The organism is Cytobacillus spongiae (genome assembly GCF_021390075.1).
This window is the reverse complement of the sequence record NZ_CP089997.1, coordinates 1,603,070-1,620,713: the sequence shown is the minus strand read 5'-3', so window position 1 is coordinate 1,620,713 and position 17,644 is coordinate 1,603,070. Positions and strand designations below refer to the sequence as shown.

The window sequence follows — 17,644 nt, the reverse complement described above, 5'->3', positions numbered from 1 at the left end:
CCCCTAATCTTCAATAATCCAAGTTCTTAGGAGCTTAGCAAACTCTTCAGGTTTATCCTTGGCCATTTTTTCAAGCTGTTTTCTACGCATAGTCCCTTCTGTCTCCTGCTCTTCATTCACATCAGGTATGCTAACAGATTCGATTCTTTCCTCTACCCATTCTTCCTCTTCATTTTTCTTACGAGCTCGGATAAATAAGAAGATAAGTAGGCCAATAATTGCTAATAATACTCCACCAATCGCATAAACCCACCAAGGGATTACAGGTGTAGAGCTATCTGGAAACTCTACTTTTCCATTAAACGGTTGCACAGATACTACCACTTTATCTTGAATATCATCGTCTGTTAGTTCTTCAACCGTAGCATCCTTATGAATAGTTGTACGAACAATCGTGCTAAGCATTTTCGTTATATCGTCGACCCTTTCCTGAGGCAAAGAGTTAGGATCATCTGCTGTAGGAGGCTCAACCATTACTTGAATCCCTAAATCTCTAATTTTATATGGGCTTTCAACGATTTCTTTTCTAATCTTGTTAACTTCGTTATTAATGGTTTCTTCTACTCTCTCGTAATCGCCATTACCATTCGCACCTTCTATATAAGAAGCACCTAATGAATCTGCCGGATCTTCCCCTTGTGGGACACCCCCTGCAGCAGCATCAGCATTCCCTGTAAATGTTTCAGTAATTTTTTGAGCGCTAATCGTAATTCCTTCCATGTTCTCTTGATCAACAGGCTCCACAAGATTTTCCTCACGATTCTCTTGTGTGAAATCCACATCTGCTGTAACAGAAACGGCGACCTTGTCCTGTCCCATGAGAGTTCCAAGCATACTTTGAACTTGTCTTTGAATATCTCTTTCGATTTCCTTTTTTATCTCATGTTGAGCAGTAAATGAATGACTAGAAGAATTTTCATTATTTTTTAAGTCAAAGTACTCAAAGAATTGATTGGTTATGACGATATTATCTGTGGGAAGATTAGGGACACTTTTTGCAACTAAGTGATACAATGCCTTGATTTGATTTTCTTCGAATTGATAGCCTGGTTTTGTATTTAATACAATTGACGCAGAAGCGGTATCCTGAACGTCATTGATAAAAACACCTTTTTCAGGCAATGTAATCATTACCTTTGCATCACTTACCCCATCGATTCCTTTAATTAAATTTGATAATTCCGTTTGCATCGCATCAAGCTTCTGCATATTAAATTCGTTCTCAGTTACCCCGATACCAGCATTTTGCGAAAAGAAAGAATAGTCGATACTACCTGATTTCGGAATTCCTTCGGCAGCTAGTTCTACCTTTAGAGTATCTACAGATTCTTGTGGAACCTTTATTGTTGTTCCCCCATCAGCAATCTCAGATTGAATTCCTCTACCATCTAGACTTTCTTTAATCGCACCAGTTTCTGAGGGTGTCAGATTGCTATATAAAGGGACAAGTGTTGTTCTTGTAGCAAAAAAAGAGATGATAGCGACAAAAACAACTAACAATAGAAACGTTCCAAAAAAAACAAACTTTTGTTTTTTTGTGCGAGATCCCCAATATTCTTTAATGTTTGCTGTATATTTCTGAAACGATTCGTTCATTATGACCCTCCGGTTATCCTGTCAATTTAGCGGGTGTTTTTCATTGCAAGCAGTCTATTTTTGTTAAACTTGCATTCTCATAATCTCTTGGTATGCTTCGACCACTTTATTTCGAACTTCCAAGGTTGTTTGCAATGTAATACTTGCCTTTTGGCTTGTAATCATGACTTGATGCAAGTCTACGTTTTCACCTCTAGCTAACTTCTCTGTCATTGCGTCTGATTGAATTTGTGCTTCGTTAACTTTTTCAATTGATTGTTTTAATACCGACGCAAATTTCCCCTGTGCTTCGAAAGGTGTATGTGTACGTGTATTGTTTTGAGTTTGCCCTGTTGTGCTCATCACTTGATTAATAGAAGGAAATGAAACGTTATTCACCATAATCTACCCCTTACTTCCCTATTTCTAATGCTTTCATCATCATGCCTTTAGAAGCGTTAAAGACAGTAACATTGGCTTCATAGGATCTTGTGGCACTTATTAAGTCGACCATTTCTCTTAATGGATCTACATTCGGCATTTGTACATATCCTTCTTCATTGGCATCTGGATGCTCTGGATCAAAAACAAGTTTAAAAGGAGTTTTATCTTCTTCAATTTTGGAAACCTTAACCCCATTACCTATATTCCCATTGCTGCTTGAGTTCATTGCTACTTGTAAAAAAGACGAAAACTGCCCTTCTTTCGGCTGTAAGACAACCGATTTACGTTGATATGGCTGCCACTCACCATTAACCAACTTCGCTCTTGTGGAATCCACATTCGCCATATTTGATGAAATGACATCCATCCTTAATCGTTGAGCTGTTAGAGCTGAAGCTGTGTTATTCATGCTGTGAAACATTGTCATAATTATTTTCCACCCCTTATGACATTTTGTAGACTAGAGAATTTCCCGTTGATTCTCTCTACCAATGCATTATAGTAAATTTGATTTGTCGCTAAATCTGACATTTCCTTATCCATATCCACGCTATTTCCATTCTCGTTATATGCAACATTCTTTTTTGTCACGATAGTTGAATTTGTTGACCCATTACTTGAAAATTCAAAATGACGATGATCCGTTCGATTCGCATGAAAAGAATCCATTGCGCCTTGCAGTTCTGCTTTAAAACTTACATCCTTTGCTTTGTAGTTCGGCGTGTCAACATTGGCAATATTTTGCGAGATGACTTTTTGTTTAGTTGCGGAATAATTCAACGCGCTTTCTAGCGTTGTTATCGTATTGGAAAACAATTTCAAAATAATCACCTCACAAATTGATATATACATAGTGTAAATGGTATTTTTTGTAGAATAAAGTTAGGTTTCGTCGAAATATATTATCACATATCTATTGTAATGAAATTGAAATAATATGTCTATGTGTTACAAGTGGATTTTGCTGATTCATTAGACCTAATTTATGGAATATCATTTCAAATCATATGCTTGAAAAAAGAACAGTATTTTGAATCATACCATATAAAATAGTGAAGTTAATAGTGGCTTTACAATTTCTTAATGGTTGTGTAATAATACCTAACTAACCATAACTTTTTCCTTATCCAGTCTAATGCATACTGTTTTTTATGACTACTATCTGTGTATTTTGTCACAAAATGTCCTTTTTTGTCTATTCCTTTTTTGTAATTTTTTTGTTATTTATGTGGTATCTTCTTCTTCTAAACCCACAAAACTGTTTTTTTTATCATCCCAAATGACTAACTATAGGAACAAAAGCGCATTGCGCCTCTGTCAGGCATGCCAAGCATAAGTTCGTTTAAAATAGAAGGCCCTATTTTCCTTCCAATCTACCTGAGTTATGACCTCGAGAGGCTAGGCGTTCGAGCTGGATGTCGAGGTAATTATCAACAAGTGATAAATTTTTTATTTTCATAAACACAAAAAAGGCATACTCCTTATGGTTTAGCCCTAAGGAAGTATGCCTATTATCATGTATTTCTAGTTTGTTTTTAACTTCTCTAACTCCATTAAGAATTTATCATTAAGGACTTTGATATAAGTTCCTTTCATCCCTAGAGAGCGAGACTCAATAACACCAGCACTTTCTAGTTTTCTAAGTGCATTAACGATAACCGATCTTGTAATTCCTACACGGTCCGCAATTTTTGATGCTACTAATAGTCCTTCTTTTCCATTTAACTCTTCAAAAATGTGCTCAATCGCTTCTAATTCACTATATGATAGTGAACTAATTGCCATTTGAACAACAGCTTTGCTACGAGCTTCTTCTTCAATCTCTTCTGCTTTTTCACGAAGGATTTCCATCCCAACTACAGTTGCACCATACTCTCCAAGAATCAAGTCATCATCATGGAATTGCTCTTGAAGTCTAGCTAAAATTAATGTACCTAATCTTTCTCCCCCGCCGATGATAGGAACAATGGTTGTTAATCCATTTCGGAAAAGATCTTTGTTTTCTACAGGGAATGCTGTATATTCACTTTCTACATCTAAGTTAGACGAAGTCTCTTGAATGTTAAATAAGTTCTTAGTATATTCTTCTGGAAACTGGCGATCTTCAAGCATTTTTTTCATGCGTTCATTTTCAATTTGTTGGTTTACAGCAAAGCCTAATAGCTTCCCGCGACGACTTACGATAAAAATATTTGCTTCAATAACAGCACTTAGCGTTTCTGACATTTCTTTGAAATTCACTGGCTTTCCAGCTGCCTTCTGTAGCATAGCGTTAATTCTTCTAGTTTTTGATAATAAATCCATTGTTTCTTCCTCCTATTTACTTTGACAAGTAAGTCATTCATATGTTTTTTTCTAGTTTGATCATAGCTAGATCATTTTCTAAGGTTTAAGGAGTAATGTTCATATATACCCATCTTAGCATTTCTTAAACAATTAAAGAATTAGACATTCATTGAGTGCATCCTGATTATTCGTACAAATTCAATCGACAAGAAGGACTCGCTATAAAATAAACTGGCTCAAATCTTTGTTTCGTGAAATGGCACCTAGCTTTTCTTCGACGTATTGTGGGGTAATCATAATTTTTTCCATTGTAATATCAGGCGCTTCAAAAGAAAGATCCTCTAGAAGCTTTTCAAGTATCGTATGCAATCTCCTTGCACCTATATTATCGGTATTTTGGTTGACTTCATAAGCAATTTCAGCAATTCTACGAATAGCTTCGTCAGAAAATTCAATTTGTATACCTTCTGTTTCCAATAAGGCCTCATATTGCTTGACAAGTGCATTGTCTGGTTCGATGAGAATTCTAAAGAAATCGTCGACTGTAAGCTTTGTTAACTCAACACGAATCGGAAAACGTCCTTGGAGTTCTGGTATCAGATCAGAAGGCTTAGCAATATGGAATGCTCCAGCTGCAATAAATAGAACATGATCGGTTTTAACCGATCCATACTTTGTTACTACTGTTGATCCTTCAACAACTGGCAAAATATCTCTTTGTACACCTTCTCGTGAAACATCTGCCGAAGATCCCCCGCTACTCTTGCTTGCGATTTTATCAATTTCATCTATGAAGATAATCCCCGTTTGCTCTGCACGGAAAAGCGCCTCTTGGGTTACTTCATCCATATCAATTAACTTTTGGGCCTCTTCATTTGCAAGTACTTTTCTTGCTTCTCTTACAGTCAGCTTACGTTTTTTCTTTTTCTTAGGCATAAGATTGCTAAATGCATCCTGCATATTCATGCCCATTTGCTCCATTCCTGAACCTTGAAGCATATCAAACATTGAAGGCTGTTGTTCTTCTACTTCGACCGTAACTAATTCATCTTCTAGTTCGAGAAGAGCTAATTTCTCTTTTACGATCTTACGCTTTTCGTGCAAACTGTTGTCTTCTGTTGAGTTTTCTGGCTCTGGCGGCTGGCTGCCACCGCCAAATAACATTTCTAATGGATTCTTATAGGCGGTTGATTTTTTTGCAGAAGGAACTAATAAATCTACCAGTCGTTTATTTGCATGTGATTCTGCTAAGTCTTTTACACTCATCATCTTTTCTTCTTTGACAAGTCGAACAGATGTCTCGACAAGATCTCTGACCATTGATTCAACATCTCTACCTACATATCCGACCTCTGTAAATTTCGTCGCTTCCACTTTAATAAAAGGTGCTCCGACTAGCTTTGCCATCCTTCTAGCGATTTCCGTTTTCCCAACACCTGTCGGTCCCATCATTAATATGTTCTTAGGATTGATTTCATCTCGTATGCTCTCGTCCAATAGACTGCGACGATAGCGATTCCTTAGTGCAACAGCTACTGCTCTTTTTGCATCGTTTTGTCCCACAATATGTTGGTTTAAACGCTCTACAATTTGTCTTGGAGTTAAGTTCATTCCTTTCATCATATAACCCTTCCTCCCATTACAGTTCTTCCACAATGATATTATGGTTTGTGTAGACGCATATTTCTGCAGCAACCTCTAATGATGCTTTTGCAATCTCTCTCGCAGTTAAATGCTCACCTGCATACTTTTTTAATGAACGCCCAGAAGAAAGGGCATAATTCCCGCCCGAGCCAATGGCTAGAATTCCGTCATCTGGTTCAATGACCTCACCCGTACCAGATATTAGTAGCAAATGATTCTCATTCATAACAATCAGCATCGCCTCAAGTGTTCTTAATACTTTGTCACTTCTCCATTGTTTGGCAAGCTCAACGGCTGCTCGCTGCAAATTTCCATTATACTCTTCTAGCTTACCCTCAAACATCTCAAACAGTGTAAATGCATCTGCAACAGAGCCCGCAAAACCAGCTAACACTTTTCCATTAAATAACTTTCTTACTTTTCGCGCTGTGTGTTTCATCACAACGGCATTTCCAAAAGTTACTTGACCATCTCCTGCCATTGCACATTTCCCTTTATGCTGAATGGCAAAGATCGTCGTTGCATGAAATTGAGACATGGTAATTCCTCCTTTATTGGAGTCTATGCCCTCGGATGATGGGTCATATACGTTTTTCGTAAATATTCATTCGTAACATGAGTATATACTTGTGTAGAAGACAAATTTACATGCCCTAGTAATTCTTGAACAGTTCTCATATCTGCTCCATTGTTTAACAAATGCGTTGCAAACGTATGCCTTAATTTATGAGGATGAATTTTTCCAGTTAACGTGGATTTCTTAATCATCTCATTTAGAATGTTACGAACACCTCTTGCAGTTAATGGACCACCTCTATAATTGACAAACAAATAGCTATTGGGTGGCTTATTCTCTAAGAGGGCTTTTCTTCCATTTTCTATGTATGTTTGCAATGCATCATGTGCGAAGCTTCCAAAAGGAACATAACGATCTTTATTCCCTTTGCCATGTACAAGAACGGTATCAATAAATAGATCAACATCTTTCATTTGAATTTGGGTACATTCGCTAATGCGGATTCCTGTTGCGTATAAGAGTTCAAGAATGGCCCTATTTCGCTGATCTAAAGGTGATGAGCTCTCACATACTTTAAATAATTCGACTAATTCTTCTTCATAAAAAAATTCAGGGAATCTCTTCTCCTGTTTTGGCATGGAGACAAGATTAAAAGGGTTCTCCTCGACGAGCTTTTCTCTGACTAAAAATTTATAAAAGCTTCTTAAGCTGGAAATTTTTCGTGCAACCGATTTCCTAGAAAGCTTTTGATCATACAATTTAGTTAGATATACACGCACATCAAAATATTGTACATCTTCAAGAGAATGCAAAGCTTGTTCACTCATGAACATAAAGAAATCCCTAATATCATATTGGTAATGTTCAATTGTATATGATGAATAGTTTTTTTCAATTTGTAAATATTCAATGAATAATTGTAATGAAATCTTCACATCTTTACACATTTTTCTCCACCTCACAAGGGCTACTAAATATTATCACAATTTAGTAGCCTACGCAAGAAAATTTACAAATTTTTCACAAAGTTCTGAATTGTTTCCAATGCTCGATTTGCATGCATCTCATTACGTTCTTTTTTTCCTTTGATTTTCGTAGGGAGATCTGGGAACAAACCAAAATTAGCATTCATTGGTTGAAAGTTTTTTGAATTCGCGGTTGTAATATATCGAGCCATACTCCCAATCGCCGTTTCATGAGGAAATTCCAGCAAGCTTTCTTCCTGAACGAATCTCGCCGCGTTGATTCCTGCTACTAAACCGCTAGCTGCGGACTCCACATAGCCCTCAACACCTGTCATTTGACCTGCAAAGAATAGATCTTCTCTTTCGAAAAACTGATATGTTGACTTTAACACCTTTGGTGAATTTATAAATGTATTTCGGTGCATGACACCATAACGGACGATTTCAGCATTTTCTAACCCAGGTATTAAGCGAATGACCTCTTTTTGAGCGCCCCATTTCAAATGAGTTTGAAACCCTACAATATTATATAAAGTTCCAGCTGCATCATCTTGACGCAATTGTACCACGGCATATGGTCTTTTGCCTGTTCGAGGGTCTTCTAGCCCAACAGGCTTCATGGGTCCAAATAACATTGTTTTCTTTCCGCGGCTTGCCATTACCTCTATCGGCATGCATCCCTCGAAAAAGATTTCTTTTTCAAATTCTTTTAAAGGAACGGTTTCAGCCGTTGTTAATGCTTCATAAAATTTTTCAAATTGTTCTTCGGTCATAGGACAATTAATATACGCTGCTTCTCCTTTGTCATAGCGTGATTTCAGATAAGCTACATCCATGTTGATGCTGTCTTTTTCTAAAATCGGTGCAGCAGCGTCATAAAAATAGAGGTGATCTTCCCCAGTTAGTTGCTTAATTTGAACGGATAATCCTTCTGTTGTTAAAGGACCTGTAGCAATTACAGTTGGCCCCTCAGGGATTTCCGTAATTTCTTCATGAATGACAGTTACATTCGGATGATTTTTCACTTTAGTTGTCACATTTTCCGCAAACTCATGGCGATCTACAGCTAAAGCTCCCCCGGCAGGTACAGCGCACTCATCAGCTGAGTGAATAATGACTGAATCCAGCATTCGCATTTCTTCTTTCAATACACCGACCGCGTTAGTAAGTGTATTAGCTCTCAATGAATTACTACAAACAAGTTCAGCAAATTTGTCCGTGTGATGTGCTGGTGTTTGTTTAACGGGTCTCATTTCGTAGAGATTGACCTTCAGCCCTCTTTTAGCAATTTGCCATGCAGCTTCACTTCCAGCTAGTCCAGCTCCAATTACATTAATTACGGTTTCCTTCATTTATACGTACCTCCAGTTGCACTTATGATTATTTGATAGGCATTGATCATCTATTCTTATTTCCAATTTCACCTTTCATACAACACTTTGTGTTTAGTTTGTCCATTGAATTCAGCTATGTAGTCACATTGCAAAAGAAATATGAGAGCAAAATTGAAAGAAGTAGCCAATAGAATAAATAGCTTGATCTTTTTCCTCTCATTGATTGTCATTCAGCTTGCATTGTACAATACGAATGAAAAATAAAAAAGGATCTTGCTTATTCTGTTATTGTGAAAACAGAATTGGAAATATAGGTTTTGTTCAGAAATCCACCGAAATCTACTTCTCACTGTCGCTATCTTTCACATAGCAGCAATAAGTTAAAAGTCCAACAATTTATTAAAACATAACTTAGCTCATTAGAAAAGAGAGAGTTTGAAAATCTCGAAAATGAAGGAAATACGCAAGCGTTCATGTCACATAACTTCTGATGTATCTCATTTCAAAACACGTATTAGACTCCCCACAGAATTTCCAACAGTCTGCAAGATCATTATATTGATATATTAGCTAACTCCAGACATGTATACATGGGGATACTTTGAACCACAAAAAAGGTGCTTAGGCAAAAAATACCCGAGCACCTTTTTGTATGCAAATGAGCGAGCACTTTCGTACCCCTAGCTTTGCTGTTTCTCTTTATAATCGCATTCGATACATTGTACCTGAACACCTTTTTTAAGTTTCTTCTCAACGAGTAACGCTTCACATTTCGGACAGCTTCTCGGAAGTGGCTTATCCCATGAAATGAAATCGCATTCTGGAAATTGGTCACAACCATAGAAGATTCTGCGTTTTTTGCTCTTTCTCTCGATTAAGTTTCCTTCTTTACACTTCGGACACTTCACACCGATTTCTTTTACAATCGGTTTTGTATTTCTGCATTCTGGGAAGTTGCTACATGCCATGAATTTCCCATAGCGACCCATTTTAAAGACCATTTCACTGCCGCATTGTTCACAATCTTCGCCAGCAGGCTCATCTTTAATTTCAACTTTCTCCATTTCTTTTTCTGCTTTATCTAAATGCTTTTCAAAATCTCGGTAAAAGTCATCAATGATCTTTACCCAATTTGTTTTTCCATCTTCAACAAAGTCAAGGTCTTGTTCCATCTTTGCGGTAAATTCAACATCTAAAATATCTGGGAAGAACTCTAAGATTAGTTCTAGTACGATTCCTCCTAATTCAGTTGGAACAAAACGTTTATTATCTAGGGCGACGTAACCCCTTTTCTGAATCGTATCAAGCGTTGGTGCGAAGGTAGAAGGTCTACCAATTCCTAACTCTTCAAGTGTTTTTACCAATCTTGCTTCCGTATATCGCGGAGGGGGCTGAGTGAAATGCTGTTTGGGTTCAATATCTTTCTTGAATACCTCATCGCCTTCTTTCAGATTGGGAAGCATATTGTCCTTCTCTTCCTTTTGGTCATCTGAACCTTCTACATATACTTTCATAAAACCTGGAAACTTCACTTTTGAGCCAGTTGCTCGAAAAATCACTTCTCCATTTTGTAAGTCAACACTCATCGTATCCATTACAGCTGGTGCCATTTGGCTAGCAATAAAGCGTTCCCAAATTAATTTGTATAATCTTAATTGGTCTCTAGATAAGAATTCTTTTAAGCTGCTAGGTTCACGCATGGCGCTTGTTGGACGAATAGCTTCATGAGCGTCCTGTGCATTAGATTGTTTTTTTTCACTGCGCTTATCTTTAGAAAGAAAGTCTTTTCCATAATTTCCTTCAATTAAAGTGGCTGCTTCTACTTGAGCAACCTCAGAGATTCGAGTTGAATCTGTTCTCATATAAGTGATTAATCCAATTGTTCCTTCTTTGCCAAGGTCTATCCCCTCGTATAACTGCTGAGCGAGCATCATCGTCTTCTTTGCTCGAAAATTCAGTTTTCTAGCAGCCTCTTGTTGGAGAGAAGAGGTAGTAAAAGGAGCTGCTGGATTTCTTCTCCGTTCTTTTTTGGAGACGGATGTCACTTTAAATGCACTCTCATCCATCTGGCTAAGTACATGCTTTACATCATCTTCGGATTTCAATTCGAGCTTTTTCTTTCCTACACCATAAAACGCTCCTTGGAAGGTTTCCTTCCCTTTAAGAAATTCACCTTCAATGGACCAGTATTCTTCTGGAACAAAATCTTGAATTTCCTTTTCCCGGTCAATTATTAGTCGGACAGCAACTGACTGAACTCGGCCAGCACTTAGCCCTTTTTTTACTTTTTTCCAAAGTAATGGACTAATGTTGTAGCCCACAAGTCGATCAAGGATTCTTCGAGCTTGCTGTGCGTCGACTAAATCCATATTTATTGGGCGAGGATGTTTAAACGATTCTTTAATCGCATCCTTTGTAATTTCATTAAAAACTACACGACAGTCAGAAGCAGTATCAATGTCTAAACTATGTGCCAAATGCCAAGCAATTGCCTCTCCTTCGCGGTCGGGGTCAGCCGCAAGATAGATTTTCTTCGCTTTTTTTGCTGCGGTTTTCAATTCTTTTAACACAGGACCTTTTCCGCGAATTGTTATGTACTTCGGTTCAAAGTTATGCTCTATATCTACTCCCATCTGGCTTTTGGGAAGATCTCGAACGTGTCCCATTGATGCTTTTACTTTATATTTCTTACCTAAATATCGTTCAATCGTTTTCGCCTTAGCTGGCGACTCAACGATGACAAGATAATCTGACATTAGTTGTCCTCCTTAAGAGGGATTGTAAAATACCATTATTATTGAACGATTCGGTTAAAATTGTCAATGGTTTATAAAGTCCATTCGCAACCGTTTACAAATTAATACGAATCGTTAAGTATGTTTACCACTCTTATTACAATTTTAGATACCTGTTGCAAAATGTATAACAGATTCCTAATAATTTCAACCTTTTTGTAAGAAAAACTTAAATTTACTTGTTAAGTTAGGTTCCATTTATTTTATTTTAAGACCGATTTCTTATTCATTTTTGCTTTGAAACATGGGGGGTGGCTTCAGCATACTGGCTTGCCGCGGGGGCTCGCGGTGAACATCCACGGTTTCAGCTGTGAGGTCTCATCTGTCCCATACCTCCCGCAGGCTTCTCGCATCCTTCCGCTCCAATCTGATAGCCTTCCTATGATGAAGGGAATCTCTCCTGGTGTTAAACAACAATCATTCTAAAAAAAGATAAATTAAATACATAATAATGAACATTTTTCTTGAATTTCATGGCTAATAATCGAATTCCTCTAGAATATCTTCACTACTTGTGACAAGCTTTGCACCTTGTCTAATCAGGTCGTTCGTTCCTACTGAATAGGGGCTAAATATATGACCAGGTAAAGCAAATACCTCTCTCCCTTCATTCAACGCATAGTTTGCAGTAATTAACGAACCACTTTTTCGTTTCGCTTCAACAATGAACGTACCTCCTGATAAGCCACTAATAATCCGATTTCTCATTGGGAATTGCCATTTGGATGGTTTTGTATTTGGGGGATATTCAGAAATAAGCAAATGATGTTCCATGATCTTTAAAGCAAGCGCTTTATTCTGTTCTGGATATATATGAAACAGACCTCCAGCGATCACTCCTATTGTACTGCCTCCACAGTTTATTGCTGTTTCATGTGCTAATGCATCCACTCCCGTTGCTAAACCACTTACGATGATTACATTCTTTTCTACTAGTTTTGGAATGATCTCTTTTATTGCCATTTTGCCATATGCGGTCGCTTGTCTAGAGCCAACAACTGCAAGCTTTAGTCCTTTGTGAAAAAGGCTAGGATCTCCTTTCACATAAAGGACCCATGGGGGTTGATAGATTTCTTTTAATAAACTTGGGTATTGTTCGTCAAATATCGTTATGCATTGAATGCCGTTTAGCGCATATTGTCGAATTTGTTCCTGAATGGATTCTGAAGGGGATTCAAGTCTAGTAGAAATTGTTCGAGGAAGGTGTGAGTGATGTAATGTCAATTGTTTCTCTTTTATTTCCATATGTTGAATTGATTTCAAACTTGGGTCTGATTTTAATAGCTTATAAATCGACTCCCAGCCCATCCCCTTACAATGATGAAGGTAGATTAGCTGTTCTTTTAATTTTTTCATAAACGAACCTCCTTTATAGGATAGATTTTTTGGAGAGGTGGAAAATACAAACAATATTTGCAGGAGAGAAATTTGTGGGTTTTTGTCGAGAGGATAAGGAAATAGCCCCTCGTATAGAGGGACTATTTTACTTTAAATTAGTGTGTTTTACACTGCTCATAAAGTCCTTTTTCTTTCAAGACCTTAATTAATGTATCACCCATCACAGATGGAGTATCAGCCACTTCAATCCCACATTCATTCATCACGCGGATCTTTTCGTCTGCAGTACCTTTACCACCAGAGATAATTGCACCAGCATGGCCCATACGCTTTCCTGGAGGTGCTGTACGTCCACCGATAAAGCCGACAACAGGTTTTGTCATATTTGCCTTTACCCATTCAGCAGCTTCTTCTTCTGCCGTTCCTCCGATTTCACCAATCATGATAACTGCATATGTTTCTGGATCATCGTTAAATGCTTTTAATACATCGATGAAGTTCGTTCCGTTCACTGGATCTCCACCAATCCCTACAGCAGTAGATTGTCCAATCCCAGCTTGTGTTAATTGATGTACCGCTTCATATGTTAATGTTCCAGAACGAGACACCACTCCTACATGACCTTTTGTATGAATGTATCCAGGCATGATTCCAATTTTACATTCTTCTGGTGTAATTACACCAGGGCAGTTAGGTCCTACCAGGCGAGTTTTCTTTCCTTCCATATAGCGCTTAACTTTAACCATATCTAAAACAGGGATATGCTCTGTAATACAGATAGCTAAATCAAGCTCTGCGTCCACCGCTTCAAGAATAGCATCTGCAGCAAATGGAGCTGGAACGTAAATAACTGATGCTGTTGCACCTGTTGCCTCTACAGCCTCTTTTACAGTATTAAATACAGGTACTCCTTCTACTTCCATACCGCCCTTACCTGGAGTCGTTCCTCCAACAATCTTAGTGCCGTATTCAAGCATTTGCTTTGTATGGAAAAGGGCAGTTGAACCTGTAATCCCTTGGACAATAACTTTCGTGTCTTTATTAATAAATACGCTCACGTCTATTCCCCTTTCTAATATCAGGTCATACCAATCTAGACATTTTCCTCCAATTGGCAGTACTGTTCAATTAACCTACTAATGAAACAATCTTTTGTGCTCCGTCAGCCATTGACTCTGCAGCAATAATGCTAACATCAGACTCTGCAAGAATTTTCTTACCAAGTTCCACATTTGTACCTTCTAAACGAACAACTAATGGAACTGAAAGTCCAACTTGCTTTGCAGCTTCAACTACTCCAGTAGCAATGACATCACACTTCATAATTCCGCCAAAGATATTGACGAAAATACCTTTAACATTTTTATCAGAAAGGATAATTTTGAATGCCTCAGTAACTTTTTCAGCTGTTGCACCGCCCCCAACATCTAGGAAGTTAGCTGGGTCCCCACCGTAATGCTTCACAATGTCCATTGTTGCCATCGCAAGCCCTGCTCCGTTAACCATACATCCGATATTTCCATCTAAGGAAATGTAGCTTAAATCATATTTAGATGCCTCAATTTCCTTTGCATCTTCTTCTTCAAGGTCACGATATTCTAGAACGTCTTTTTGACGGTATAATGCGTTTGAGTCAAAGTTTAATTTTGCATCTAATGCCATAACCTTTCCATCACCTGTAACAACTAATGGATTGATTTCCGCAATCGAACAATCTTTTTCGATGTATGCACTATATAATCCCATCATGAATTTAACAGCTTGACCTACTAATTCTTTCGGGATATTGATGTTAAATGCAATACGACGTGCTTGGTATGCAGATAAACCTACAACTGGATCGATTTCTTCTTTAAAAATCTTCTCAGGTGTTTTTTCTGCTACTTCTTCAATTTCTGTACCGCCTTCTTCTGAAGCCATTAAAACTACACGAGAAGTAGCACGGTCTAATACTAAACCGATATAGTACTCCTTCTTAATATCGCAGCCTTCTTCAATAAGTAAGCGCTTTACTTCTTTACCTTCTGGTCCAGTTTGATGCGTAATTAATGTTTTTCCTAAAATTTCATTTGCATATGTACGAACTTCATCAAGATTTTTAGCAACCTTAACTCCGCCTGCTTTTCCGCGTCCACCTGCGTGTATTTGTGCTTTTACCACACATACTTCTGTGCCAAGCTCCTTAGCTGCTTCTACAGCTTCCTCAACAGTAAAAGCTACTTTTCCATTCGGAACCGCTACCCCGTATTTTCTGAGGATTTCTTTCCCTTGGTACTCATGAATATTCATTTCCCATCCTCCTATCAAACTCTAAAAAATAGACTGCGCTTTCATTTTATATAATGACACATACCTTGTCTACCATTAAGAGTAAAATATTATATATATTTAAAAATTTTTAAAAAATAATTAGTATAAAAGCACTTTGTTAATGGTAAAAACATAAATTAGGGGTTCTTAATTATTTTTCCATAAAAATATTTTAGGATATTTCTAGCATCAGCTTGATAATTTAAATATATATGGTCTCACGAAAAAAGGCTCCGAACGTTTTCATTCTAAGCCTCTTCTTGGTTTATCTAACCTGGTCTCTTTTTTCTATCTGTTGATCTAATCGATAGACGAAAGCAAACACTTCAGCAACTGCCTGATATAGCTCCTCAGGTATATTTTCGTTAATATTCAAATTACTAAGTAACTCTACTAACGAAGGGTCCTCTTGAATGGGTACCTTATTTTCTTTTGCTTTTTCTAGGATTTTTTCAGCTACAAGTCCCTTCCCCTTTGCAAGCACCTTTGGAGATTGACCTTCATTTGGATTATATCCTAATGCAACCGCTTCATGTCTTTGGATTTTCTCTTTTTGACTCATATCTTTATATCCACTCCACTATAAGTACTCGGTGCAAAGATGATCGGGTTATGCTTTTTTTCTATCATTTGCTGAGGATTCTTTGGGTGATGAAATTGAACAGACGAAAGTTGATATTGATGTTCAGCAAGTTTTTCCTTTAATTGGACTAGTAAAGGACCAGCAAGTTGCTGCAGTTGCTCCGTCTCATTCATAATATTTACCTGAATAATTCGGTTTTGAATTTGCATATCTATGACCGTATCCTTTAAATGCTCTAGCTCTAAATAGAAAATCACACGACAATGATCAGGGTCAATCTTTCCATTTTCTTTCTTTCTTCCACTCCATTGCATGGTTAAGTCGGTAGTTTTATCCCAAAAAGAGATAGGTACTTGGACAGCAAATTGCTGAAGTGGTCCTATTTCTTGAGATAATAGCTGAAATCCAGTGATTTTCTGTAAAAGCTTTTCTGCCCCTTCTCTAATCGGTAATGGTGGGTCATCATTTAGTAATTGAAGCAGATGTGGCTTCAGTGTGTCAAAAGACTTTAGTTGTTGGTCGTTTGCATTTTTTAGTTGGTTTACCACGTCGTGATCAAAGGAATAACCCATTTTCTTTACTAAGCTCATTAACGTTTCCTTAATACTTTCCCCGTTGTTCCACTGAATCGATTCGCGTTGGATTTCTTTCATAATGGAATGTAACTTCTCAATATCCCCTTTTATCAAAGTAGATGGAGACTCAGTGACTTCCACAGTCAGCTTAATTAACTCAGAGACTCCTTGATCAAATGGCAATTGCCCAAGATGTTGAAACCATTTTAGTATGTTGGATGTTTGATTTCCATTGCTACCTCCATCTGTCATTACCACTTGCATTGCTTGCTTTATAGTCAATGTTAAATCAGCGTTTTTAATCGATTCGGTTTGAGAAGGGAGAGATGGTATAAGCTTATGTAACTCCTTCAAAACGTTCATACTCACTTGTTTAGAGTCGATGGCTTTCCCACTTTGAATGGCTACGTTTAATACATTAAGAAGTTCCGCTTTATTTCCATTTAATATACGAGGTGCCTGGTGCTCTTTTAATAGAGACTGAAGTCCTTGCAAAAGAAGTTGACCTTCATTCATCATGCTTGGTAGAAGCCCTGCCGTTTGCAGCACTCGAAAAGCGGCTTGTGAGCTACTTTGATCTTTTACATTAAGCCAATTATTTACTAGACTATTTGCTAATTTATTCCCCACTGTTTCTTTGTTTGAAGCTGTTAATTCATCTAATAGCAGAGGAAGCGCCTGGTTAGTATTCCCTAGTTCTGCTTTTAATGCTAGATTTAGTCCCTCGAGCATTTTATGCATCGGTTGCCCTTGAACATTCGATAAAATGGACGTGAAAGCATCCTTTGTAAAAGGAAGCTGTCGAACAAGGATTTGTTTAATGGCATCTAAACCCTCTTTGGGGGAATCACTATTTTTAAGCCACTCTGAAGCTAGCTTAATGGTATCCTTAGAAACAGGCAATTGCTCTTGAATAAAGAAACGTACAATTTCCTGACTTAACTTGTTCGATTGAACCCCAAGCTTGTTCAATAATGCTTCAAAGGTTAATGCCTCCCTATTCATAGGCGTTTGCGGTAGCTTCAATGCTTTAAGGACCACTTGACCGTCGCTACTTGGCACTACTTGAAACCACTGCCGCTCGTTGGCTGTTAATGGCGTTTCCAGCTTTGCAACAACCTTTGTCGATCCGATTTGGACCTCGGCCATATGGTTTGGATATAGCTTTATTACTTTCCCATTTAAAATCTGTCCTGGCCGAAACGTTATCGAGTTTTTTGACAGATTTACATCTTGTTTGAATAATCCTTGGATCAAACTTGTTCCTGCCAAAAAGCA

The 17,644-nt window shown here is 37.7% G+C and carries 15 protein-coding genes; all 15 read right to left on the bottom strand.

Annotated elements, in window-relative coordinates:
• Positions 1-3: 3 nt before the first annotated feature.
• Positions 4-1,596 carry a flagellar basal-body MS-ring/collar protein FliF gene (fliF, locus tag LS684_RS08220; protein ID WP_233811125.1) on the bottom strand — a complete coding sequence of 531 codons (1,593 nt, stop codon included), beginning with the start codon at positions 1,594-1,596 and terminating at the stop codon, positions 4-6.
• Between the two features lie 63 nt (positions 1,597-1,659).
• Positions 1,660-1,974, bottom strand: a complete 315-nt coding sequence (gene fliE, locus LS684_RS08215; RefSeq protein ID WP_432418819.1) for a flagellar hook-basal body complex protein FliE — start codon at positions 1,972-1,974, stop codon at positions 1,660-1,662.
• Between the two features lie 13 nt (positions 1,975-1,987).
• The gene (gene flgC, locus LS684_RS08210; protein WP_233811124.1) at positions 1,988-2,446 is read right to left on the bottom strand and encodes a flagellar basal body rod protein FlgC; all 459 of its coding nucleotides are present in this window, start codon (positions 2,444-2,446) and stop codon (positions 1,988-1,990) included.
• 2 nt (positions 2,447-2,448) lie between these two features.
• Entirely contained in the window at positions 2,449-2,841 is a 393-nt protein-coding gene (flgB, locus tag LS684_RS08205; RefSeq protein ID WP_233811123.1) for a flagellar basal body rod protein FlgB, read from the bottom strand.
• 702 nt (positions 2,842-3,543) lie between these two features.
• Positions 3,544-4,323, bottom strand: a complete 780-nt coding sequence (codY, locus tag LS684_RS08200; RefSeq protein ID WP_233811122.1) for a GTP-sensing pleiotropic transcriptional regulator CodY — start codon at positions 4,321-4,323, stop codon at positions 3,544-3,546.
• 201 nt (positions 4,324-4,524) lie between these two features.
• Positions 4,525-5,928: an ATP-dependent protease ATPase subunit HslU gene (hslU, locus tag LS684_RS08195; protein ID WP_233811121.1), complete on the bottom strand. Its 1,404-nt coding sequence runs from the start codon at positions 5,926-5,928 to the stop codon at positions 4,525-4,527.
• A 16-nt stretch (positions 5,929-5,944) separates the two neighbouring features.
• Positions 5,945-6,487, bottom strand: coding sequence for an ATP-dependent protease subunit HslV (gene hslV / locus LS684_RS08190; protein WP_233811120.1), 543 nt, complete (start codon positions 6,485-6,487; stop codon positions 5,945-5,947).
• A 23-nt stretch (positions 6,488-6,510) separates the two neighbouring features.
• On the bottom strand, positions 6,511-7,413 hold the full coding sequence (xerC, locus tag LS684_RS08185; RefSeq protein ID WP_233811119.1) for a tyrosine recombinase XerC: 903 nt from the start codon (positions 7,411-7,413) through the stop codon (positions 6,511-6,513).
• A 62-nt stretch (positions 7,414-7,475) separates the two neighbouring features.
• Entirely contained in the window at positions 7,476-8,783 is a 1,308-nt protein-coding gene (trmFO, locus tag LS684_RS08180; protein ID WP_233811118.1) for an FADH(2)-oxidizing methylenetetrahydrofolate--tRNA-(uracil(54)-C(5))-methyltransferase TrmFO, read from the bottom strand.
• A gap of 662 nt (positions 8,784-9,445) precedes the next feature.
• Complete coding sequence (gene topA / locus LS684_RS08175; protein ID WP_233811117.1) at positions 9,446-11,521, bottom strand: type I DNA topoisomerase; 2,076 nt, start codon at positions 11,519-11,521, stop codon at positions 9,446-9,448.
• 516 nt (positions 11,522-12,037) lie between these two features.
• A complete protein-coding gene (gene dprA / locus LS684_RS08170) occupies positions 12,038-12,916 on the bottom strand; it encodes a DNA-processing protein DprA (protein ID WP_233811116.1) in 879 nt (292 codons plus the stop codon).
• A gap of 137 nt (positions 12,917-13,053) precedes the next feature.
• The gene (gene sucD / locus LS684_RS08165) at positions 13,054-13,956 is read right to left on the bottom strand and encodes a succinate--CoA ligase subunit alpha (protein WP_233811115.1); all 903 of its coding nucleotides are present in this window, start codon (positions 13,954-13,956) and stop codon (positions 13,054-13,056) included.
• Between the two features lie 70 nt (positions 13,957-14,026).
• Positions 14,027-15,187: an ADP-forming succinate--CoA ligase subunit beta gene (gene sucC / locus LS684_RS08160; RefSeq protein WP_233811114.1), complete on the bottom strand. Its 1,161-nt coding sequence runs from the start codon at positions 15,185-15,187 to the stop codon at positions 14,027-14,029.
• 286 nt (positions 15,188-15,473) lie between these two features.
• A complete protein-coding gene (locus tag LS684_RS08155) occupies positions 15,474-15,770 on the bottom strand; it encodes an EscU/YscU/HrcU family type III secretion system export apparatus switch protein (RefSeq protein ID WP_233811113.1) in 297 nt (98 codons plus the stop codon).
• The gene (locus tag LS684_RS08150) at positions 15,767-17,638 is read right to left on the bottom strand and encodes a hypothetical protein (protein WP_233811112.1); all 1,872 of its coding nucleotides are present in this window, start codon (positions 17,636-17,638) and stop codon (positions 15,767-15,769) included. The genes LS684_RS08155 and LS684_RS08150 overlap by 4 nt, the downstream gene beginning before the upstream one ends.
• Positions 17,639-17,644: the final 6 nt, after the last annotated feature.